Annotated in this window: 24 protein-coding genes; 11 read left to right on the top strand and 13 right to left on the bottom strand. The window is 33.0% G+C overall.

The window, feature by feature from the left end:
• Positions 1-59 precede the first annotated feature (59 nt).
• The 4 genes from trpC to HUE87_RS04495 are packed head-to-tail and all read right to left on the bottom strand — an operon-like array spanning position 60 to position 3,184.
• Complete coding sequence (gene trpC, locus HUE87_RS04510; protein WP_194367541.1) at positions 60-845, bottom strand: indole-3-glycerol phosphate synthase TrpC; 786 nt, start codon at positions 843-845, stop codon at positions 60-62.
• On the bottom strand, positions 842-2,128 hold the full coding sequence (locus HUE87_RS04505) for a tetratricopeptide repeat protein (RefSeq protein ID WP_194367540.1): 1,287 nt from the start codon (positions 2,126-2,128) through the stop codon (positions 842-844). Before HUE87_RS04505 ends, trpC begins: the two co-directional genes overlap by 4 nt.
• Positions 2,121-2,501 (bottom strand): YkgJ family cysteine cluster protein, encoded by a 381-nt coding sequence (locus HUE87_RS04500; RefSeq protein WP_194367539.1) that lies wholly within the window; start codon positions 2,499-2,501, stop codon positions 2,121-2,123. Before HUE87_RS04500 ends, HUE87_RS04505 begins: the two co-directional genes overlap by 8 nt.
• A complete protein-coding gene (locus tag HUE87_RS04495; protein ID WP_194367538.1) occupies positions 2,489-3,184 on the bottom strand; it encodes a tRNA1(Val) (adenine(37)-N6)-methyltransferase in 696 nt (231 codons plus the stop codon). The genes HUE87_RS04500 and HUE87_RS04495 overlap by 13 nt, the downstream gene beginning before the upstream one ends.
• A 63-nt stretch (positions 3,185-3,247) precedes the next feature.
• Here HUE87_RS04495 and kdsB point away from each other — a divergent pair, with 63 nt between their 5' ends.
• Positions 3,248-3,964, top strand: coding sequence for a 3-deoxy-manno-octulosonate cytidylyltransferase (kdsB, locus tag HUE87_RS04490; protein WP_194367537.1), 717 nt, complete (start codon positions 3,248-3,250; stop codon positions 3,962-3,964).
• Positions 3,965-4,020: 56 nt separating this feature from the next.
• On the opposite strand, the gene rpsO is transcribed toward kdsB, so the two are convergent.
• Positions 4,021-4,296 (bottom strand): 30S ribosomal protein S15, encoded by a 276-nt coding sequence (rpsO, locus tag HUE87_RS04485; protein ID WP_194367536.1) that lies wholly within the window; start codon positions 4,294-4,296, stop codon positions 4,021-4,023.
• Positions 4,297-4,432: 136 nt separating this feature from the next.
• Between rpsO and HUE87_RS04480 the strand changes: the two genes are divergently transcribed.
• The 3 genes from HUE87_RS04480 (at position 4,433) to HUE87_RS04470 (ending at position 8,147) form a co-directional block, all read left to right on the top strand.
• Positions 4,433-4,837 (top strand): RrF2 family transcriptional regulator, encoded by a 405-nt coding sequence (locus HUE87_RS04480; protein ID WP_194367535.1) that lies wholly within the window; start codon positions 4,433-4,435, stop codon positions 4,835-4,837.
• Between the two features lie 144 nt (positions 4,838-4,981).
• Complete coding sequence (flhA, locus tag HUE87_RS04475) at positions 4,982-7,066, top strand: flagellar biosynthesis protein FlhA (RefSeq protein WP_229855265.1); 2,085 nt, start codon at positions 4,982-4,984, stop codon at positions 7,064-7,066.
• A 13-nt stretch (positions 7,067-7,079) separates the two neighbouring features.
• A complete protein-coding gene (locus HUE87_RS04470; RefSeq protein WP_194367533.1) occupies positions 7,080-8,147 on the top strand; it encodes a DHH family phosphoesterase in 1,068 nt (355 codons plus the stop codon).
• A 44-nt stretch (positions 8,148-8,191) separates the two neighbouring features.
• Here HUE87_RS04470 and HUE87_RS04465 read toward each other — a convergent pair whose 3' ends face one another.
• The 7 genes from HUE87_RS04465 to HUE87_RS04435 form a co-directional block, all read right to left on the bottom strand.
• Positions 8,192-9,574, bottom strand: coding sequence for an N-acetylmuramoyl-L-alanine amidase (locus HUE87_RS04465; protein WP_194367532.1), 1,383 nt, complete (start codon positions 9,572-9,574; stop codon positions 8,192-8,194).
• A gap of 7 nt (positions 9,575-9,581) precedes the next feature.
• The gene (locus tag HUE87_RS04460; RefSeq protein WP_194367531.1) at positions 9,582-10,673 is read right to left on the bottom strand and encodes a nitronate monooxygenase; all 1,092 of its coding nucleotides are present in this window, start codon (positions 10,671-10,673) and stop codon (positions 9,582-9,584) included.
• The gene (tyrS, locus tag HUE87_RS04455) at positions 10,673-11,872 is read right to left on the bottom strand and encodes a tyrosine--tRNA ligase (protein ID WP_194367530.1); all 1,200 of its coding nucleotides are present in this window, start codon (positions 11,870-11,872) and stop codon (positions 10,673-10,675) included. The genes HUE87_RS04460 and tyrS overlap by 1 nt, the downstream gene beginning before the upstream one ends.
• Before the next feature lie 15 nt (positions 11,873-11,887).
• Positions 11,888-14,044 (bottom strand): RelA/SpoT family protein, encoded by a 2,157-nt coding sequence (locus HUE87_RS04450; RefSeq protein ID WP_194367529.1) that lies wholly within the window; start codon positions 14,042-14,044, stop codon positions 11,888-11,890.
• Positions 14,045-14,048: 4 nt separating this feature from the next.
• Entirely contained in the window at positions 14,049-14,267 is a 219-nt protein-coding gene (locus HUE87_RS04445) for a DNA-directed RNA polymerase subunit omega (RefSeq protein WP_194367528.1), read from the bottom strand.
• A 15-nt stretch (positions 14,268-14,282) separates the two neighbouring features.
• Entirely contained in the window at positions 14,283-14,993 is a 711-nt protein-coding gene (gene pyrH / locus HUE87_RS04440) for a UMP kinase (RefSeq protein WP_194367527.1), read from the bottom strand.
• Between the two features lie 78 nt (positions 14,994-15,071).
• Positions 15,072-16,976 (bottom strand): ferredoxin--nitrite reductase, encoded by a 1,905-nt coding sequence (locus tag HUE87_RS04435; protein ID WP_194367526.1) that lies wholly within the window; start codon positions 16,974-16,976, stop codon positions 15,072-15,074.
• A gap of 158 nt (positions 16,977-17,134) precedes the next feature.
• Between HUE87_RS04435 and HUE87_RS04430 the strand changes: the two genes are divergently transcribed.
• From HUE87_RS04430 to HUE87_RS12785, 3 genes are read left to right on the top strand one after another with little or no spacing between them, the layout of a single operon-like run.
• Entirely contained in the window at positions 17,135-17,551 is a 417-nt protein-coding gene (locus tag HUE87_RS04430; protein WP_194367525.1) for a bacteriohemerythrin, read from the top strand.
• Positions 17,548-17,793, top strand: a complete 246-nt coding sequence (locus HUE87_RS04425; RefSeq protein WP_194367524.1) for a hypothetical protein — start codon at positions 17,548-17,550, stop codon at positions 17,791-17,793. The genes HUE87_RS04430 and HUE87_RS04425 overlap by 4 nt, the downstream gene beginning before the upstream one ends.
• Positions 17,794-17,827: 34 nt before the next feature.
• Positions 17,828-17,959, top strand: coding sequence for a hypothetical protein (locus HUE87_RS12785; protein ID WP_268246181.1), 132 nt, complete (start codon positions 17,828-17,830; stop codon positions 17,957-17,959).
• A gap of 13 nt (positions 17,960-17,972) precedes the next feature.
• Here the strand turns inward: HUE87_RS12785 and HUE87_RS04420 are convergent, their stop codons facing one another.
• Entirely contained in the window at positions 17,973-18,386 is a 414-nt protein-coding gene (locus tag HUE87_RS04420; RefSeq protein WP_194367523.1) for an RrF2 family transcriptional regulator, read from the bottom strand.
• Positions 18,387-18,522: 136 nt separating this feature from the next.
• On the opposite strand from HUE87_RS04420, the gene HUE87_RS04415 reads away from it, so the two are divergent.
• Genes HUE87_RS04415 through HUE87_RS04400 form a run of 4 tightly spaced genes read left to right on the top strand, consistent with a single transcriptional unit; the run spans position 18,523 to position 22,892 of the window.
• Positions 18,523-18,969 (top strand): c-type cytochrome, encoded by a 447-nt coding sequence (locus tag HUE87_RS04415; protein WP_194367522.1) that lies wholly within the window; start codon positions 18,523-18,525, stop codon positions 18,967-18,969.
• A 6-nt stretch (positions 18,970-18,975) separates the two neighbouring features.
• On the top strand, positions 18,976-20,358 hold the full coding sequence (locus HUE87_RS04410) for a cbb3-type cytochrome c oxidase subunit I (RefSeq protein WP_194367521.1): 1,383 nt from the start codon (positions 18,976-18,978) through the stop codon (positions 20,356-20,358).
• Positions 20,359-20,367: 9 nt separating this feature from the next.
• The gene (locus HUE87_RS04405) at positions 20,368-22,092 is read left to right on the top strand and encodes a nitric oxide reductase activation protein NorD (RefSeq protein ID WP_194367520.1); all 1,725 of its coding nucleotides are present in this window, start codon (positions 20,368-20,370) and stop codon (positions 22,090-22,092) included.
• Positions 22,093-22,100: 8 nt separating this feature from the next.
• Entirely contained in the window at positions 22,101-22,892 is a 792-nt protein-coding gene (locus HUE87_RS04400; RefSeq protein ID WP_194367519.1) for a CbbQ/NirQ/NorQ/GpvN family protein, read from the top strand.
• Positions 22,893-22,909: the final 17 nt, after the last annotated feature.

Below are 22,909 nucleotides of genomic sequence, written 5' to 3'. Positions count from 1 at the left end.
TGGTCACTAAAGCTTGAGCTTTATGAAAAGCTCAGAGTTTATATACTGTAAAATAACTTTTATCCGAATTTTAACTTTCGTAAAGCCTCTTCTTCGTTATCCTGTCGCATTAAAGATTCACCAACCAAAAATGCATCTACACCAGCTTTACTTAAATCTTCAAGCTGTCCATGCTCATATATCCCACTCTCTGCAACAATTATTTTACCATTTGGAATCAAAGGTATTAATTCATATGATAAATTCATATTCATTTCAAATGTTTGAAGATTTCTATGATTAATTCCAATGATATCACTGCCAGCATATATAGCTTTTACTAAATCTGGCTTATCGTGAACTTCTACCAATGCTTCCATACCAAGATGTCTTGTATATGCTAAAAGTTCTTTTAACTCTTTTTTTGACAATGCTGCTGCTATAAGCAAAATAAAATCAGCCCCATGAACCATGGCTTCTAAAATTTGATACTTTGAAACTATAAAATCTTTTCTAAGAAGAGGAATGCCAACATATCTTCTTATTCCTCCAAGATAATCCAGACTACCCTGAAAAAAATGTGGTTCAGTTAAAATAGAGATTGCACTGGCTCCACCTCTTTCATAAGATTGAGCTATTGCCAAAGGGTCAAAATTCTCGCGAATAACACCTTTTGATGGTGAAGCTTTTTTCACCTCTGCAATAATTCTATAAGGATCCTCTTCTGTAGCTTTTAAGTATGGAATTACATCTCTTGGAGCACGCGCATTAAAAGCCAGTGAGCGACCAAGCCAATCAAGTGAAAACTCTTTTTCTCTTTTTACTAAATCTTCTTTAGTTCTTTTGATAATATCATCTAAAATCATTTTTTATTTTTACCTTTTTTACAGTTTTTTATCATCTTTATATGTTTAATAACTTCAGGATTGTCGTTACCTTTCATTTTAGCAACTTTGTCTATTATCTTTTTAGCTCTTTTACATTTTCCTAGTTTATAATATCCCCAAGCCAAAGAGTCAAGATAATATGCTGAATTTGCTTCTATTTTTAGTGCTTCCTTAACGTAATATATTCCCTTTTCAACATCTATTTCATGATCTATAAGAAGATAACCAAGATAATTCAAATAAAGACCTTCATTTCTTATTTTTATAACATCTTCAAGTTTTCTTATAATACTTTTTTGCATCTTTTTATCATTTTTATCACTGCTACTTTCATACTCAAAAATAGCGCTTTGTCCTAAGTAAGCAATATCGGCACCCTCTTTATAAAGTTTTTCTGCTAAAAGTGATGCTTTTTTATATTCTTTTAGCTGTATAAAAAGTTGCAGAAGTAGTTCATTATCAGTTTTACTCTCAACTAAAAAGTTCATCATATTAAGATATTCTTTTTTGTACCCATAAATCTGAACTATTTTTTTTGCTATTTCTTTATTTGAATCTATTTTATAGACTCTCAAATAAGTAGATAAAAGTCCATCAATATTATTTTCATTACTATAAAAGCCAATGAGTCTCGCACAAATAAGTTTAGTACACCCACGAATCCTTGAGTGAGACTCCAGCTGTGCTATAGCATCTTTTTTTCTTTGAAGATTTACATATAACACAATCGCTATTTTATCTAGTATTTTTTCATTAAAGTCCTTAATATAAGCACTTTCTAGATATTTAACAGCCAAGTCAAACTCTTTTTCTTTAACATAGATTTCACTGACTAAAAGATAATCATCTATCTCTTTAGATTTCTCTACAAGCTTTATAGCCAATTCTTTTGCTTCATCTATTCTGTCCAGTTTTATTAAAGCAATAATTTTAAGTCGAACAAGTGCAAAATTTTCAATTTCTTCGGATATAACTTTATCAATTCTTGCTATAGCTCTATAATTTTCACCAGCTGCTAAATCATTTTGTACAGAGCGATAAAAATATTCATCTTTATTTGATTCTTTATACAAAGTATTAAATATACTAGATGATGCATTGTAATCCTTTATTTGTTCAGCTCTAAGTGCAAACATAATATATAAATCTTCATTTTCAAAAATTTTTTCATGACCTTTTATTTCAGCGGATGGTCTTGCACCACAGCCAGATAAAATCGTCAACAGAACAAATAATGTAAATAATTTTACATAATTAAACATCAATAACTCCCGGACATTCTAATTTCAATTCATCAACTCTTTGTTTAAAATAGTCCCAAAAAGGGAAAGTTCTACACTGCAATGGTCTTGCGTCATATATGTTACAGCCATTTGACTCTCTATCATAAAATATACATTCATAGTTTTCACCAAATTTTTTCTCTTTAATTGAGTATTTATAAAGTTTTTTAAAAAGATATTCTTGTACAAAATCTTTAATATCTAAATTTAACAGCTTAGAAATACTTTCTATTTCTGCCTTTGTTACATATATATATCCACTCTCACCTGTACAACATTTGCCTTTACATGTAGAACATGCGTTAGCATCAAATGAGTAGCTGTATCCATCTTTTTTTACTATATTTGACATTTTATACTCTGCGTTTGTGCTTTTTTATAAATATTTTTAGCCATATCACTAAACTCTGCCCCATCAAAACTAATAAATGGCGGCCAAACTTTCATAAGTGACTTTGATCCATTTCTAGCATGAACCATAACTAGCGATGCAACTCTATCTGCTTTAGGATGTACAAACTGAACATCTACAACTCTCATTTTTGCATAATCAAGTTCCGAACAAATCAATCCAAACTGAGATGCATCATAACAGAAAATAAAGTGAGAGTTTGGTTTTAAAACTCTTGAAATTTTTTTAAAAAACTCTTTTAATGGTAAGTTTACATTATACCTTGCATTAAACAACATCTCATTTTCACTTTTAGTTACGCCATCATGATAAAAAGGAGGGTTAGAGATAACATAGTCATACTTTGTATCTTCATCGAGTTCTAAAAAATCTTTTTTATGCAACTTATACTCTATTTTATTGACTCTGGCATTTATTGTTGCATACTTTATAAAGACATCTTGTTTCTCTACAGCTTCTAATTCCACTTTTGGATTATCTCTAGCAACTAAAAGTCCTACAACTCCACACCCTGCTCCAACATCCAAAACTCTTCCGCGAGGTTTAAAAGATGATATGAAATCGTATAAAAAAACAGAATCACTATTGTAACAATAACCTGACTCTGGCTGATAAAGAAGCAAAAGAAAACCTTTTTTAGTATAATTATGGAATTATATCTCAAAGCAATTAAATAAAGGCATTAAATGATTATTATTCCAGCTAGATTGGCCTCAACAAGATTTCCACAAAAAGTACTTGAAGATATTGGTGGATTACCTATGGTTATAAGAACAGCTAAAAGAGTAGCTCACTTAGACAGAGTAGTAGTTGCAGCAGATGATGAACTAATTATCTCTACATGTAAAGAGCATGGAGTGGAAGCAATGCTCACATCTACAACACATAAAAGTGGTACAGACCGCATAAATGAGTGTGCAAATATTTTAAATGTAGATGATAATGAACTTATAATAAATGTTCAAGCTGATGAGCCTTTTATTGAGCCTGAAGTTGTTGAGTCTCTTATAAACAGACTTAAAACTCTTCAAAATAACAACGAGAGTTTCATCATGGGAAGTTGTTATAACTCTATAAATGCTGAATCCGCCGAAGACCCAAACCTTGTAAAAGTTGTTTTAGACGGCCAAGACAATGCCATATATTTTTCTCGTGCAAAAATACCTTTTAATCAAGGAGGAGGTGCCAAATATTTTGGTCATATTGGTATTTATGGATTTACCAAAAAGAGTCTTAAAGAGTTTTGCAACCTTAATGATGCACCGATAGAAGACATAGAGAAACTGGAACAACTTCGTGCAATTTATCACCAAAAAAAGATAACTATGGTTAAGGTCGCTAGTACTGGGTTTGGGATTGATACAAAAGAGGATTTGGATAGAGCTATAGAGATTTTTCTTTAGGTATTTTACTTTAAATGACAACCGAGTAAAACTCGGTTGAATATGCTAGATATAAATTAGATATTATCGCGAATACCTAAATCTTCTACTAGTTTAAGATAAGAATTTTTATCTTTTCTTTTGAAATATTTCATCAAACGACGACGCTGACCAACTAGTTTTAATAAACCAAGTCTAGATGCGTGATCTTTTTTGAATATTTTCAAATGTTCAGTTAAATCTCTGATTCTCTCTGTTAATAGTGCAATTTGAACTTCACTTGAACCAGTGTCATTTTCTTTGCGACCATATGTAGTAACTAGTTCTTGTATTTTAGCCGAATTTAAAGCCATAATAGCCTCCAAAAGGTATGTTAATCTAACATTTACACTTAAGCGTATAAAGTTGAACTGGAATTATATCTAAATTATTTCCTTTGTTTCAACTTCTTTTGATATAATCTTAAAAATATAATTTTAAAGTAATAATATGTTAATAACTCGTGCTAGTGAATATGCGATTCTCTCTCTAATAGTTTTGTCTAAAGCAGATTCTCCAATGGACAGTGAAACGCTATCTAAGCAGCTATCTATACCTAAAAGTTTTTTAGCAAAAATCCTACAATCTCTAGCCAAGTCAAAGATACTAAAGTCATACAAAGGTGTAAATGGCGGTTTTGCTCTTTTGCTTGACCCTGAAGATATAAATATGTTGCAAGTTATGGCTTGTGTGGAGGGTAAAACTCCGACTGTTTTTGATTGCTCAATATCAGAAGTTGATTGCCCTTCAGAAAAAGCTCACCTATGCTCCATTTGGCCTTTTTTAAGTAAACTTCAAATAAAAATAGACTCATTTTTAGCAGAAATGACTTTAGCTGATATTCTTAAAAAGTAATTATATTACATGTACATAACTCTTATAGTTTTAAAATAAGCAGAGGCATAGAGCTTGGCAAAAAAATATACAACAAGACAACAAATAGGTATAACACTAAACTTTTTACTTGGTCAAAAAGATTTAAGTGTTGTTATCTTTGTTATGGCAATTTTGGCAATTATTATTGTCCCTTTACCATCTGCTATGCTAGATGTCCTTTTAACCATCTCTATGGCTTTAGCTGTACTAATTTTACTTATTTCACTTTATGTACCAAAACCAACAGACCTAACAACATTTCCAACCCTTATACTTATCCTTACCCTATTTAGACTATCTCTAAACATAGCAACAACGAGGATGATTTTAAGTGAAGGAAGTAATGGTCCAGATGCTGTAAGTAGCATTATTACCAGCTTTGGAGACTTTGTTGTTGGAGGAAACTTTGTTATTGGTATTATAGTTTTTTCTATTTTAGTTCTTATCAACTTTATGGTTATTACAAAGGGTTCAACAAGGGTTGCAGAAGTTGCTGCTCGTTTTACACTTGACTCAATGCCTGGTAAACAAATGGCAGTTGATGCAGACTTAAACGCAGGACTTATTGATGATGCTGAGGCAAAACAGCGTCGTGCTGAAATTCTTCAAGATGCAAACTTTTATGGAGCTATGGATGGTTCTAGTAAGTTTGTAAAAGGTGATGCTGTTGCTGGTATTATCATTACACTTATCAATATAATCGGTGGTTTTTTAATCGGTGTTTTTCAAAATGATATGAGTGTAGGAGATAGTGCCTCAACATTTACACTATTAACTATTGGTGATGGTTTAGTTGGTCAGATACCTGCACTTATAATCTCAACTGCAACAGGTATTATGATAACACGCTCCTCTGGTGAAGGTGACAACTTTGCAGATGGTGCGATCAACCAAATGGTTGGAAATGCAAAAATTATGATGATTGTTGGTTTCATTATGATTTTATTTGCCTTAGTTCCTGGTCTTCCAACAGCTTCTATGGGATTTGTTGGAATTTTATTTGCCGGTCTTGGCTGGTCAATATATAAATATGAAAGAGGTGAGCTTACTATACTTAATGCTGGCAATAAACTATCATCTAAAACTAAAGAACAAGAAGATAAAGAAAAAGCTAGGCCGGAGAAAACAAATGAAGAGATTGCAAAAGAGGAAGAAACAGCACTAGAAGATATACTAAAAGTTGAGATGTTAGAGCTAACACTTGGGTATCAACTCATCCGTTTAGCAGACAAATCTCAAGGTGGTGACTTACTTGAGCGTATTCGTTCCATGAGACGTAAGATTGCATCAGATTTTGGCTTTTTAATGCCTCAAGTTCGTATTAGAGATAATTTGCATCTACAGCCTCAACAATACCAAATACTTCTAAAAGGTATCTCTATAGGTGAAGGTATGATTATGCCTGATAAGTTTTTAGCTATGGATAGCGGAATGGCAACAGGTGAAATAACTGGAGAGGCAACAAAAGAACCAGCTTTTGGACTTGACGCAATATGGATACTCCCTCAGGAAAAAGAGGATGCCATAATAAATGGATACACCGTTGTTGATCCTTCAACCGTTATATCTACCCACATGAGTGAGCTAGTTAAAAAGAATGCTGAGGACCTTCTTACTCGCCAAGAGGTTCAAACACTTATTGATAAAATTAAAAATGATTTTCCTGTTATTATTGATGACGTACAAAAAGTTGCATCCATTGGACTTATACAAAGAATTTTAAAATCTCTTTTACATGAAAAGATACCGCTTAAAGATATGCTTACGATATTAGAGACTATTGCAGATATAGCAGAGTTTACTAAAAATGTAGACGTAATAACAGAACAAGTTCGTGCTAGACTTTCACGTATTATCACTAAAATGTATTCAGGTGAAGACGGAGTTATAAGGCTTCTAACATTTGATACATCGTCTGAGCAGTTAATGTTAGAAAAATCACAAGAACAAGATGGAACAAGAAATCTTCTTCTAAATGTTGGTGAGATAAATGCTCTTGTGCAAGCAACAAGCACAAAAGCAGCTGAACTATTACAAAAAGGTGTGTCACCAGTCGTAATAATAGTTGACCCACAGCTTAGAAAAGGAATTGCAGAGATATTTGAGAGATTTTCTCTTGATGTTGTTGTTCTCTCACATGCAGAGATAGACTCAAGTGCAACATTTGAAGTAATGGGTTCAATATCAATTACAGAACAAGACAAATAATTTAAGGAAAAAAATGACTACTAAAATAATTCACCATCTTTCACACACAGATCTTGATGGCTACAGCTGCCAACTTGTTATGAGGTCTACTCCATATAAACTATTTAACTACAACGCTAATTATGGTGCTGAAGTAAAACAAACATTAGAAGTGATTTTAGAAAATATTAAAACTCAAAATTCTAATGCTACAATTTTAATAACTGATTTAAATCTAACTGCTGATGAGTCAAGATGGCTAAATAATGAAGTAAGTAAAAATGATAAAATAGATTTAATTTTACTAGATCATCATGGAAGTGGAGAAGACAGTGCAAATAAATATGAGTGGTATTTTCTTGATACACAGAGATGTGCAACAAAAATAACTTATGACTATGCAAAAGAGCACTTCGAATTAAATGAACCATCGTGGATGAATAAGTTTGTTAATGTAGTAAATGCTGTTGATCTATGGAAAATGGAAGAAAAAGAAAACTTTGAGTATGGTAAAGTTTGTATGAGACTTGTCACAGAGACAAGAGAACTAAACAAAGTTATGTTTGCAAAAGTGGATAATAACTATAAAATATCTCTTCTTATGGAAGCTGTTAAATACATAGATGAAGAAAATGCTCCGATAGTTTTAGATGAAAAAATACACATGTTAAAAAAAGAATTTTTCAAAAAAAATGAAGATGATACACTTGACAATCTAGCAACAACATTTATAGTTGACCTTTTAGGTCAAGCAAGAGACGAAAAAACTATTTACTACAAAGGCTACAAAGGATTTTTGAGTTATGGTGTTGGAAATACATCTATAGTTGGAAATGGATTCTTATTAACATACCCAGAGTATGATTTTATAGTAGATGTTAGTTATAGAGGAACTATGAGCCTAAGAGCAAATAACAAAGTGAGTGTTTCTCAAATATCAAAAGAATGGGCTAATGGTGGGGGACATCCGAATGCAGCTGGTGGACGTATTATTGGGTTTAAAGAGCAATATAGATATGATAAGGTGAAACAACAGATTCAAAGAATAATTGATGAAAAAGAATCAAGAGCTGGTGATTTGGACTACAAAAAAGAGTCTTAAAAAACTATATAAAAAAATGGATTTCGCAACTACACCTGATTAAATTAATTACAGTTAGCGAAATACCTCTCTATACCATTAGCTAAACCTTTAGCTATAGTTTTTCTATATTTATCTTTTACCAATCTTTTAGCTTCACGTGAATTGGATATAAAACCTACCTCTACTAAAACTGATGGCATCTGTGCTCCAACTAAGACCCAAAACGGACCCTCTCTAACTCCACCATCTTTCACATTTTTATATTCTTTATTTAGTAAACCAAGCATTCCTCTTTGTAAATCTATTGCTAGTTTATTTGATGCCAGTATATTATGATGATTTAAAAGATTTAAAAAACTATTCTTTCCGTATTTATTCATATCACTTAAATCTGCTGAGTTCTCTTGTGCAGCAACTCTTTTTGCTCTATCTGAACGAGAAGGAGATAAGAAATAGCACTCAATTCCATAAGCTTTTTCTGCAATTATTTTATCAACTGCATTAGCATGAATGCTTACAAATATATCAGCATTTTTCCTATTCGCATACTTTGTTCTTTTACTAAGCTTTACAAATATATCTTTTTCTCTAGTCATGAAAACTTTATAACCACGAGATTTAAGAATCTTTTTCAAATCTTTTGCAATTTTAAAAACAACTACTTTTTCTCTATATTTTTTATACCCAACTGCCCCAGGATCTTTACCACCATGCCCAGCATCAATAACAATTATTTTAGTTTTATCAACTTTTCTTTGTGTATAATTTTTTGCAATTTCACTTACTTTAGCAGTTGATTTCATACTGACAATTAAGCTATTATTCTTTTTTTTAAAACTTACTTTTACCTTTGAACTATTCTCTATTACAAGTCTGAGAGTATTTGGCTTATATTGAGCAAGTTTAATCCTACTAATGCCATCTTTTTTAAGGTTTTGAGACTTTGTAAGCATTGAAGCATGTACATCAAATACATATCTATGTATTTTCTTTTTAGCATCATAGAGTATAAAATAATTTATCTGATTATTTTTTAATTTTTTATCAAACTTTAAAACGAGCTTGCCATTTTTCCAGTTAATTGATTTTAACTTATGTGAAGATTTAATCTGAATTTTTTTAGCTTTTTTGATTTTTTTATTTGACTTTGGTTTCTTATATATTTTTTTATTTGTTAGTTTTTTAAGTTCAGTTGAGTACTGCTCAACATCTATATGAAGTTTATTTCCACTCTTTACTATTCCACGCAAAGAGCTTACTCTTAATTTGGAGTCTTCTTCCATTATTGCTTTAAGATAAAGATTTTTATAGTCATTATATGCACGAAACTGATTACTTTGAGAACCTGTTTTCATAAAACCATCTGCCCGATTTAAAAGTTCACTATTGCTTAGTGCCTGAAGAGATATAACAAATAAGAGTAGTAAAAAAAAAGAACGAATCATCTATTAACTATTCACCCTCTGTGAGTTTTTCCATCAACTCTTTTACGGAAATTATCTTATCTAGTCTATATCCATTTGTACCTGAAAAGAATAGACCAGTTTCAAGATTACCTTCAAAAGCATCACTTAGTCTGTCTGCTATACAAAAACCAACTTCCTTTGCTTCAACGCCACGATTACATGGTGCTACACAATTAGAGATACACTTTATAGCAGGTCCTTCTCTTTTTTCTACCAATTCAGTAAGGTTTGTTCTAACACCTTGAGCTGGATATCCAACAGGAGATGCCATCAGTTGTATATCCTCTTTTTTTGCTCCTAATAGAACTTGTTTAAGGTTTTCATGAGCATCACACTCAAAAGTTCCAATAAAACGAGTTCCCATTTGAACACCTGAAGCACCAAGTGACATCATCTCTTCTATATCACTCTTATCCCAAACACCACCCGCAGCTATTACTGGAATATTTCCCCACAAGGCTGCTTCTTCAACAACTGGTTTAACAAGGTTTTCTAACTGATTTTCAGGCATTGAACACTGCTCGTATGTAAAACCTTGATGTCCTCCGCTCTTTGGACCTTCAAGAACTACTGCATCTGGAAGTCTGTTGTATCTTTTCTGCCATCTTTTACAGATAATCTTAAGAGCTTTTGCAGATGATATAATTGGTACAAGAGCGACATCAGGATAACCTTCCGTAAACTCTGGCATATTTGTTGGAAGTCCAGCACCTGTTATAATTATATTGACCCCTGCTTCACAAGCATCTGTAACAACACGACCATAATCATTGATAGCATATAAAATATTTGCTGCAAGCGGCTTATCGCCACATAATTTTCTTGCATTTTTAACTATAGCATTAAAACCATCTTTTGAGTAAAACCCAAGAGCATCAAGCGGTCTGCCAGCCACTAATTTTGTTGCATATTTTTTATCTTCATAATAACCTGTACCGACTGAACTAATTACACCTAGTCCACCCTCTTTTGAAACATTACCGGCTAATTTATCCCAACTTATTCCAACACCCATTCCGCCTTGAACTATGGGCTTCTCTATTATATGTTTACCAATTTTTAATGACTTGAAACCCATTAACTCACCTTTAGTTTTGCAAATTTTCTTTTTCCGACTTGAAGTATATACTCCCCGGGCGATAATTGTAACTGCTCATCAGATACTTTTTCTTGGTTTATTTTAACAGCACCTTGCTTAATATCTCTCCTAGCTTGAGAAGTAGATGGTTCAATGTTACAATCAACCAAGGCTTTCGCTATCCAAACCTCACCATCACAACTAAATTCTTCTATATCCGTTGGTATCTGGTTTTTAGAGTGAATTCTATCAAATTCAGTCTTTGCACTTTTGGCTTGAGCCTCAGAATGAAATCTAGTAGTAATTTCATTAGCTAAATCTTCTTTAACATTTTTAGGGTGAAGAGAACCATCTTCTACACCTTTTTTAATACTAGCAATTTCATCTAAAGACTTTGAACTTAAAAGTTCGTAAAACCTCCACATAAGATCATCTGATATGCTAAGAACTTTTCCAAACATATCATTTGGCTCATCAGTTACACCAATATAGTTATTCAAAGATTTACTCATTTTTTGAACGCCATCAAGACCTTCTAGAATAGGCATCATCAAAACAGCTTGTTGTTTTTTAACTTCATAAACCTTTTGAAGTTGTCTTCCCATTAGAAGGTTGAATTTTTGGTCAGTTCCACCAATCTCTACATCACTTTTAAGGTGAACGCTATCATAACCTTGAAGTAGTGGATACATAAACTCACTTACTGCTATTGGAGTTTGTGAAGCAAATCTCTTTGAAAAATCATCACGCTCCAACATTCTTGCAACTGTTAAAGTTGATGATAATTCAAGCATTCCTGAAGCACCTAGTGCTTCTAACCAGTCATTATTGTAAACTATATCGGTTTTATCTTTATCCAATATTTTAAATGCTTGTGTTGTATAAGATTTTATATTCTTTTGTATATCTTCTTTTGAGAGTACTTTTCTTGTGGAACTCTTACCGGTAGGATCACCTATTTGAGCTGTAAAATCCCCTATTAAAAACTGAACTATGCCACCGTACCTTTGAAACGTTGCCAATTTTTGTAAAAGAACAGTGTGTCCTAAATGCAAATCAGGTGCAGTTGGATCAAAGCCAGCTTTTACTGTATATGTCTTACCTTCATCAAAGTATGCTTTTAATAGTGTTTCAATTCTTTCAATGTCTATAATCTCTGCACAACCTCTATTTATTTCTCTTAAAGCTTCACTAACCATTTCATATCTTCCTATTTAATTTCTATACGCATCATCTTTTCGTATAAGATGTATAACTTTTATTTTTTGTTCCATTTTAGCACGAAGTGAATTAATGTCTGATTCTTTAGACTCAAAACCAAGCTCACAATATCTTGTTGATTCACTTTTATTTTTTCCTAGTTCAATCGAATTTATATCAATATTTAATTTTACTAAAAAGTTTAAAAAGTCTGCCAAAGTTCCTTTGCCACTATGAAGTGATACAATCATATTATAATTATAAATATTTTGTTTTTCCCATTTTACAAATACCATAGGCATATGTTTATCTATATCTTTAATTGCACTTTTACACATCTTATGATGTACATGAGCTTTACCTTTGTCCAAAAGTGCAACTATTTCATCACCAGTTTTTGGATGACAGCAGTAATCAAACACTACGTCACTTATATTAGAGGTACTGTATATTTCAATTCCTCTTGAAATATACTGTTTTAACTTAAATCTATGACTAGAGAGAAATCTTTTAAAACGATTATTTTGACTTATATCCATAACAAACTTATGAATTACTTCTCGGAAATGATCTATATCCATAGGAATCGCTGCTTTTTTTTCACTGCTTTGTGTGTCTAGCCATTCCAATACTCTTGAGGTGTTTAAATTCATTGCAGTTGCTAAGATGTTTACACTTGATTTTGCATTGATATCTCTAACTATTGCATTACAATTTTGTCTCATACTTGCTTTAGCTTTAGATGTTTTTACTGCATCTATCCAACTGCACCTAGTAATAATATTTTCACACATTTCTATTTTTACAATATCACCATTATGCAACTCGCTTAAAAGCGGTGCTTTTGTTTTATTCACAAGAGCTGACTTTGCATGATCTCCAACGTATGTATGCACAGCATAAGCAAAATCAAGAACAATTGCTCCACGAGGAAGAGTAAAAGCTTGACCCGTTGGGGAAAATACAGATATGTCATCACTGTATAAATCATTTTTAATTAAATCATAAAAATCTTCTACTGACTCATTTTGATAACCTAAATTATTTAACCAGTCTAGCTTAATACTGTTATTTCCACCACTCTTATATTTCCAATGAGCAGCAACACCAAGTTCGGCAGTATTGTGCATATCATAAGTTCTTATTTGCACTTCAAAAATAGCAGTATTATAAAAAACAGTAGTATGAAGAGTTTGGTATCCATTATCTTTAGCAACAGCTATATAGTCTTTAAACCTTGAGCTGAGAGGTTGAAAGTGCAGATGAATCAGACCTAAAATATTATAGCATTTAACAGAATCTTTAGTTAGTATTCTAACAGCTAGAAGATCTAACACCTCCTCAATACCTATCCCTTTTCTTTGCATTTTCAGATATATTGAATAGCGATGTTTAACACGAGAGAGTATCTCAAAATCATCTTCAAAGAAACCATTTTGTAGTAAAATTTTACCTATTGACTGTTTAAACTCTTCTAGTTTCATCTCAATTGCATGATAATTTGTATCAAGATAGTTATCTATATGGTGTTTTTCTTCTTTAAAAAGATATGAGAAGCTTAAATCTTCTAATATGTTTTTCAAAAAAGATATACCCAAACGATGTGCAATTGGTCCATAAACGACAAGCGTTTCTTCAGCAATACGTTTTTGTTTATGATCTGGAAGGGCATCAAGAGTTAGCATATTATGCAATCTATCACAAAGTTTTACAACTAAAACTCTAACATCTTCTGTACTTGCTAAAAGCATCTTTCTAAATGAAAGGGCAGATACAACTAAACGTTCATTTGAATTTGATGGAATAAGTTCAGAATCCCTAATGGTATCTATTTTTGTAAGGCCTTCAACCAAGTGTGCTACATCACCACCAAAAAGCTCTTTTATTTCATCAATAGAGACTTCCGTATCTTCAACAATGTCATGAAGAAGTGCTGCTATAGTCATAGCCTCATCATTAGTTATTGATGCAACAATACTTGCTACCAAGATTGGATGAATTATGTATGGTTGACCACTTTTTCTAAGCTGGTTTCTGTGGGCTTTACTTGAGTATTCTAAGGCATTGCTAAGAGCATCGCTTAGAGTTATTTGTGTAAAAAGGTAAGTTGTAGCCGAGTCAACATCATGTATATGTTTAACTTTTTCAATATTGACTTGACTCAAACTCAAAGTTTTACTTCTCTATATCAACAAAGCCTTTAACAGTTATAAGGCCCTCAGCGATTTCCATTAAAGCCAAGTCAGCTGCTTTTACGTTTTTTGAAACATTTAGCTTACTTGTCGCACCATTTAAAAGCTGATCAGTTCTTTTTGCTACAGATATTGCTATTTGGTAACGATCCATATTTGGGTTATTGTCTAAAATTTTCGCTGTTAATTCTTCTACTTTCATTCTGTTTCCTTAATTTTATTTTACGATTGAACAGTTTTGCATATTGCCGTTTAATATGTCCAAAAGATTGCCCTTTTTGAACATATCGCATACTAGAATTGGCAAGGAGTTGTCTTTTGCTAGTGCTATAGACGTATCGTCCATAACCTTAATATTATCACTAAGTGCTTGTTCATACGATAGTGTTTGCAATTTAACAGCATCAGTGAATTTTTTAGGATCTTTATCATAAACACCATCTACTTTTGTTGCTTTAATGATAACTTCTGCCCCTATTTCGACTGCTCTAAGTGTTGCTGCTGTATCTGTTGTAAAGTATGGGTTTCCAGTACCTGCTGCAAAAATAACAACACGACCCTTTTCTAAATGACGAACTGCACGACGGTTAATGTAAGGCTCTGCGATCTGCTCCATTTTAATAGCTGTCTGCATACGAACCTGAAGCCCGGCATGCTCACACGCTTCTTGCATAGCAACACCATTTATAACAGTTGCTAGCATTCCCATATAATCACCAGATGTTCTTTTAATAATTCCATCTTTAGCAGCTGTTACTCCGCGAATTATATTACCACCTCCAATAACTATACCAACTTCAATACCAGCATCTACTAATGACTTAATTTCTTGAGAAATATAGTTTAAAATCTGTGTGTCGATTCCATGACCTGCTTCACCTGCTAATGCTTCACCTGAAAACTTAACCAATACTCGTTTGTTAGCCATGAAATTCCTTTATATAAAATCCGCGAAGTATACTTAATAATGGCTTTGATATTGCTTTGAATATTATCTATACATAAATTATAGTGATATAAAAGGTGTAATTTCAGAGAAAACAACTGCTCTGTTTTCTTCTTTCGTGCTTAAAATAGCATCCAGCATTAATGCTATATTTTCATCAATATTTGGCATTAAGTTACGTATATCTTCTAATTTTTCATTGTTTAAAACATTTGTAAATCTTTCATATGCAGAGTATGCTTCTTTTTTAGACATGGCATAATAAACCTTACGTCCGAGTTCAAAAACTTCATATTCTTCATTTTTACCTGTTTTTGTTTTATCACTAAAACCTATACATACATCTATATTATTTTCTCTTAAATATGCTCCTAGTTTCATCGTAAAACCAATATATGAAGAAGTGTATTGTCTTAAAACTCTATCGCAAAATCCTTCAAAATTCTCACTTTGACCTTTATGTTTTTTGTATTCAAGCATTAATGTTTCAACATAAAGGTGTGCATATCTTAGTGGAGCGGATTTTATAACAGTATATCCCTCTTCTCCCTCACTCACAAGTTTTCCCCCAATGGATATGTTTACACCACCCTCTGTTTCTCCGTTTACCTTAGTTTTACAACCCTCAAAACCTATGTCGCCCAATCCATGAATACCGCAACCTTTTACACATGCTGACCAGTACATTCTAACTCGACCATTTTCAAGTGGAACTTTTTCATCCAGATATTTAGACATATTAATTGCATCATTTTTATTTTCAATAACCCCAAATGGGCAATGCTCAGTTCCTGCACAGGCTATAAGGTGGTTAAAATATGGTGTGTTTAAACTTTTATATGTCTCAAAAAACTTCTCTTTGAGTAAAGAATCAACATCATTAACACCTAAAATATAAAGACTCTGCTCCATATCAAATCTAATCTCTTTATCTCCATATTTATCACTTAAGTCTGCTACTTCCATCATAGCATTTCCCGTAAATACCCCAGAAGGGACTACTACATGTACGCCATATGAACCATCGCGAAGCTGTACTTTTCCTTGGTCTGGATCGTTGAAATCTATTTGAGTCATAGTCTCACCAGCTCTCGCAAAATTGATGCCAGCATTTTCTCTTATTGCACTTGCTATTTCGCCCATTCCAACAGCTTCTATAAGAAAGTGAAGTCTATTTTTGTTTCTATTGTCACGAAATCCAAATCTTTTAAAAATATCAGTAATTGATGCAAAGGCTTTTTCAACCTCATCTTCATTCGCTAAAAATATATCTGCACTCTTCGCAATCACACCAACCTTACCGCCAAGATACATGTTATAGCCATAAATACCATCCTTTTGTGCCAGGACAAAAGAGCAGTCGTGTGTAAAAACATTACATCTATTAGACAATGAACCGGTTATGGCTGTATTAAACTTTCTTGGAAGTGTTGAAATCCAATCAGGTGAATAAAGAAACATACTTTGAAGCTTTAAAAGAAGTTTTTGAGATGGTAGAATATTATCAAAACCAAATTCATCAAGTGGATCACCCATAATGCCTCTCAAATTATCAACACCTGTTTGGTACGAGTCTATTCCAACAGCTTTTAGTCTATCTAAAAGAGTAGGCATATCCTCTATTTTAAGGTATCTAAGTTCACACTGAGCTCTTGTAGTAAGGTCTATATAATCTTGTCCAAAATCTCTAGCACACTCCCCTATTACTCTAGCTTGAGCAGAGTTTAAATGACCCCCAGGAATACGAAGTTTTATCATAAACATTCCGGGTGTAGCAGGTCTGTCATAAATTCCGAAACATTTTAAAAAGTAACTTTTATCCTCTTTAGGAATTGAGTCATATCCACTATCTGCATACTCTTGCAGTTTATCAAATGCTTCCTGTGGACTTTTAGAGTTTTTTATCTCTTCAATTTTATTTATTTTTTTAGCTCTTGCATCATAAGCGTTTTGTAGTGCTTGCATAATTTAAGCTCCATGTTATTTATTATTGGTAAGTATAGCAATTTCTTAGCTAGAAAAAATATATGAATGCTCATATTTTATACAATGTATTATCAATATTTTAAGTTCAATATGTATACAATACTGATATATATAAATATATATAAGGGATGTGTAAAATGTCATCTAATAATAAACTTCAATGGGATGATGCCTACTCTCTAGATATTGATTCAATTGACAATCAACATAAAAATCTCTTTTTATTAGTCAATAGACTCTATGAACTAGATGAAAGCCAAGATACAAAAGAGGATCTTAGAAAAATTCTATATGAGTTTAATGATTACATAAACATACATTTTGCAGCTGAGGAAAAGTATATGTCTTATATAAACTATCCAGAGTTAGAACAGCAAAAAGAAATGCATGAAAGCTTTAGAAAACTATTATCTGATATTATTCATACTCCTGCAAAACTTGATATTATCAAGACAAAAATGCGAGTATTTGCAAAACGTGCTCTTATTGATCATATATCCAATGAAGATGTAAAAATAAAACTATTTAAAGAAAAAAAACATTTACTTCAGTGAAACGCACAAGAACACTTCAAACTACTATGAATCACCTTGCCAAAAAACCGGCAAATACAGCTCGCTCCTATACCCCAATCAATAAGCTTCTGTTTAATCTTGGAGATTCACTAAATTTTAATCTTTTTTTTCATAACTCATTATCAAGAATGTCACTTTTTTTACATAGTGATACAATCATTGATATCAGTGATTGTGTTTCACTATTATGGAATGTCCCCTATAAACTAGACATTATTTAATTCAGTAATTTAGATAAAATAATGCTAAAGCATTATGAAATCACACCCAGCTCTTGGGCACGAGATTGCAATTAAAAATGGTATGGGTTACCCTGATAAACAACAAGGTGATGAAATAACTTTATTTCCACGTATTATTGGCATATGTATAGACAATAAACTTTAAGCTATTGTTATTATCATGATTTGAAATTTTTACCTTCTATATTTTCTAATGTAGTCTCTTCAAACATTTTTTTAATAAGACTCTTAGGCTCTGCCCACTGATCATGCAAAGAACATTTATTTTTTCCATCACATGTACCTATGCCCAATAAACATTGTTGATGATTAATTGGTTCATTAAATTCATTTAAAACATCCATGACAGTTATGCCCGAAGCAGGTTTAGCCAACTTATAACCACCCTCTCTCCCCTGTATAGATATTACAAATTCTGCTTTTACCAAGTGAGTCATAATCTTTGTTAAAAATTTATAGGGAATATCCAGTATTTCTGACAACTCTTTTGCATTGCAAAGTTTGTTGTCATTGGTATTAGCAATATAACTCAAAATTCGTATCGCATATTGAGATGTATTATTTAATTGCATATTTTCCCCTTTGATTTGAACATTATATACTAAATATCTAATAATATAATTTAAATACTACTAAAAGGTAGAATTAATATTTTCTTGCTACAATTTCAAATACTACTTAGTGGTAGAATTTATAAGGAGAGTTATTATGAGTGAACGTATTACTAAAAATATGGCTAGAAATATTTACTTTGGCGGAAGTCTTTTTGCCATTTTACTATTTGCCGGTCTAACTATGGATACTGTGCAAAAGATTCCAAAACTGACTAACAGTGACAAAATCACCGAGTCTGTTGCCCGAGGAAAAAACTTGTGGGAAGTTAACAACTGTGTGGGATGTCATACAATTATGGGAGAAGGCGCTTACTATGCACCGGAACTAGCTAATGTGTTTGACAGAAGAGGTCTAAAAAATGAAGAGTTTTTTAAATCATATATGATTGGCTGGATGGCTGCACAGCCGCTAAGTGAGCCAGGCAGAAGAAAAATGCCTCAATTTAACTTAAGTGAAGAAGAAGTAAATAATATTTCTGACTTTTTAATCTGGACATCTCGTATTGACGATAACGAATGGCCGCCAAACATTGAAGGATAATTGAAGATGAAATACACTTCTCAGATGGTAGCAAAACCATATTTTATTTTTGCATTGGCTCTTCTAGCAGGAGAGATACTTTTTGGTCTAATACTTGGAACACAGTATATTAACGGAGACTTCTTGTTTCCACATATCCCATTTAATGTAGCAAGAATGGTTCATACAAACTTACTTATAGTTCTTATACTATTTGCTTTTATGGGTGCTACTTACTACTTGGTGCCTGAAGAGTCCGAAAGAGAGTTATGGAGCCCATGGCTTGCAAAAGTTACCTTTTGGATATTTGCGGTAGTTGGAGTTATGACTATTTTAGGTTATCTGCTTGTTCCTTACGCAACTTTGGCAGAAGTCACATATAACAGTCTATTGCCAACTATGGGGAGAGAGTTTTTAGAACAGCCTACTATTACGAAGATTGGTATTGTTATAGTTGCTTTGGCCTTTGTGTTAAATGTTGGTATGACTGTAATCAAAGGTAGAAAAACTGTTATTACTGTTGTACTTTTAACCGGTCTTCTTGGTCTGGCGGTTTTCTTTTTATTTGCGTTTTATCTTCCTGAGAATCTAGTTTTAGATAAATTTTTCTGGTGGTATGTAGTTCACTTATGGGTTGAGGGTGTTTGGGAGCTTATTTTAGGAGCTATACTCTCATTTGTACTTATTAAAGTTACTGGTGTTGACCGTGAACATATTGATAAATGGCTTTACCTTATTATTGCTATGACACTTGTTTCGGGAATTGTTGGAACTGGACATCACTATTTTTATATTGGTACACCATCTTACTGGTTATGGATTGGCTCTATTGCTTCAGCTGTTGAACCTCTGCCTTTCTTTTTAATGGTACTTTATGCATTTACCATGGCTAAACAACGTCGAATAGATCATGACAATAAAATAGCACTTACATGGGCTAAAGGTACAGCTGTAATGGCATTTTTAGGTGCAGGAGTTTTGGGCTTTTTACACACTTTAGCTCCTGTTAATTTTTATACACATGGAACACAACTGACAGCTGCACACGGTCACTTGGCATTCTTTGGTGCTTATATCATGATTATGTTTACAATCATTTCTTATGCGATGCCGATTATGCGTGGCCGTCCTCATGGAAATGGTCCTAAAGCTCAAAGCATGGAGCTTAAAGGTTTTTGGATGATGGTAATTGGTATGCTTGGAGTTACAGCAGCTCTTACAGTAGCCGGAGTTATACAAATAATGTTACAGCGTTGGCCGGATGCGGATGCGCTTAGTTTTATGGCAACACAGGCTGAAATAATTCCTGTTTACATAGTTCGTTTAGTGTTTGGACTAGTTACACTTGCCGGTCTTTTAGCATACCTTTACAGTTTCTTTGTTAAAGAGACAGCAATAGCCAAAGCATAAGAAAAACATATGGAAGAGAGCATTGGTAAGGTTTGGAACAAATTTTTAAATAAAAAAACAAGTAAGTCTCACAATGAGAGCCAAGTTTTTTTTACAGATAAAAGTAAATCTCTAAAGATTTTTTATCACCTTTTAGGTGGTGAAAAAGGCAAAGAGTTGCAAGTTACCGATAAGCGTTTTATAGATACCTCTCGTTCATTTTTAGAGAAAATATCGGGCGCTGGTGACACTTTTTTTCTTGCCAACCAAGATGAAAAGGGTGTTTACCTCCCTGCATCACTTGCCTATTTTCCGACAAAAGAGCAAAATGAGATGCTTTATTTTTGGCTAATTGCTCAGGCTACAAAAGTAGATGCAAACAGAGGCTCCCATGAAGATAAAAATTTAATTGCATCTCAAATTTTGCTAAAAACATACCCCGGTTTTAAAAACTTTTATGAGACAGCTACAGATTATCTCAACCTGAAATATGGTGAAACTTATCCATCTCCGATGTGGATATACCCATCTTTGTCCGGCAAAAACAAATACAGTGATTTTGAGGATGAGGAAGAAGCTGTCAGAGGTGAAGAGAAGCCAAATAAGACAGATACTCTAAAGATGAAAAAACAGGCAAATCAGATAGATGACAAAAAAGAGACAGACGGTCTTTTAGCTTTTCTTCCTGATTCACTTATGAGCATAATGGAGCAGGTAAATGTAGATAGAAGCGAAGATGACAGTTTTGATGAAGATGCTCTTTACAATGCCGAAGATTTAGATGAAATAACTTTAGGTAGAAAAAAAGCGAACCTCTCTGCAAGACTAAAGATGGACCTTGATTTAACGACAAACAGCAGTGAAGAGTACCCTCTTGGTAAAGGTCATTATATTGACGAATGGGACTACTCTAAAGAGGTTTATCTAAAAAATTATGTATGTATAAAACCTATAATCACTCCAAATACAGAGCCTATTCCTTTACCTAAGCGTCTACAAAACATGGTAAAAAAGATTCAAAGCGAACTTGATTTAATGGAACTAGAGCGTATTAAAAACAATAAACTGCCTTATGGTGATGAGATAAATATAGATACATGGATTGACTATAAAGGTCATCAAAACAAATCTGGGCACCATCAGAAGTTCTATGAGAGTTTTATTAGAAAAACTCGTGACATGTCAACTCTGATTTTAGCAGATATTTCACTCTCTACTGAAGCTGGAATAACTCAAGAGATTCGTATTATTGACATGATTAAAGATGGATTAATGGTTTTTTCGGAGTCACTAGAGAGATTGCAGGACAGGTTTGCTATATATGCCTTTTCATCAATTAAAAATAAAAATGTGCGTTTTCATATTATAAAAAATTTTAAAGAGAAATACTCTAATTTAATACGTGGAAGAATAGACAGCATTAAGCCCGGCTACTACACAAGATTGGGTGCAGCAATCAGAGAGAGTGGGAAAATTTTAAACAAACAACAGAGTCAAAACAAACTTCTGCTTATCATAAGTGACGGCAAGCCAAATGATGTAGATAGATATGATGGAAGATATGGGATAGAAGACACCAAAAAAGCCATACAAGAGGTTAAAAAACTGGGCATAACACCTTTTTGTATCACTATTGATTTAGAGGCGAAAGATTACCTCTCATATCTCTTTGGAAAAAATGGTTATGTTGTAGTCAGAGATAGCAAAAAACTACCAAAAGTACTACCAGAAATTTATATGAACCTAACAAAATAAGGAAAAAAATGTCAAATATATATTATTTATCACAGGCAAATGAAGTTGAACTTTTTGAAGCAGCGTGCGAAATGAACTTGCCTATACTTATCAAAGGACCTACAGGATGTGGCAAGACAAGATTTATAGAGTCTATGGGTGAAAAACTAGGTCGCAAAGTATATACAGTAGTTTGTCATGATGACTTAAGTGCTGCTGATTTAGTTGGTCGCCATCTTATAGATGAAAATGGAACTTACTGGCAAGACGGACCTCTTACAAAAGCAGTTCGAGAAGGTGGAATTTGCTATCTTGATGAGATAATCGAGGCAAGAAAAGATACTACAGTCGTTCTTCACTCTCTTGCTGATTACAGAAGAGTTTTACCAATAGACAGAACCGGAGAGATGATTGAAGCTCACCCTGACTTTATGCTAGTTGTTTCATATAATCCAGGTTATCAGAATGTTCTAAAAGGGATGAAGCCAAGCACAAAACAGCGTTTTATCTCACTTAGTTTTGATTACCCTAAAGCTGATATTGAAAAAGAGATAATCATCAAAGAGAGCGGTGTAGATGAAGACGTGGCGCAAAAGCTTGTAAATATAGCAGGAGAGATTAGACAACTTAGTGATAACGAGATTCAAGAAGCAGTTTCAACAAGACTTTTAATCTATGCTGCCAAGCTTATAACAAAAGGTTTTAACTCTTATGACGCATGTATTCACTCTATAGTTGAATCATTAAGTGATGAAGATGAAGTAATAGAAGTACTGGAAAAATTAATAGGACTTCACTTCACAAAAAAAGATTTAATCTAAAACTCAAATTCTTGTTT

The organism is Candidatus Sulfurimonas marisnigri, from assembly GCF_015265475.1.
GTDB lineage: Bacteria > Campylobacterota > Campylobacteria > Campylobacterales > Sulfurimonadaceae > Sulfurimonas > Sulfurimonas marisnigri.
This window is presented reverse-complemented; position numbering and strand designations above follow the sequence as displayed.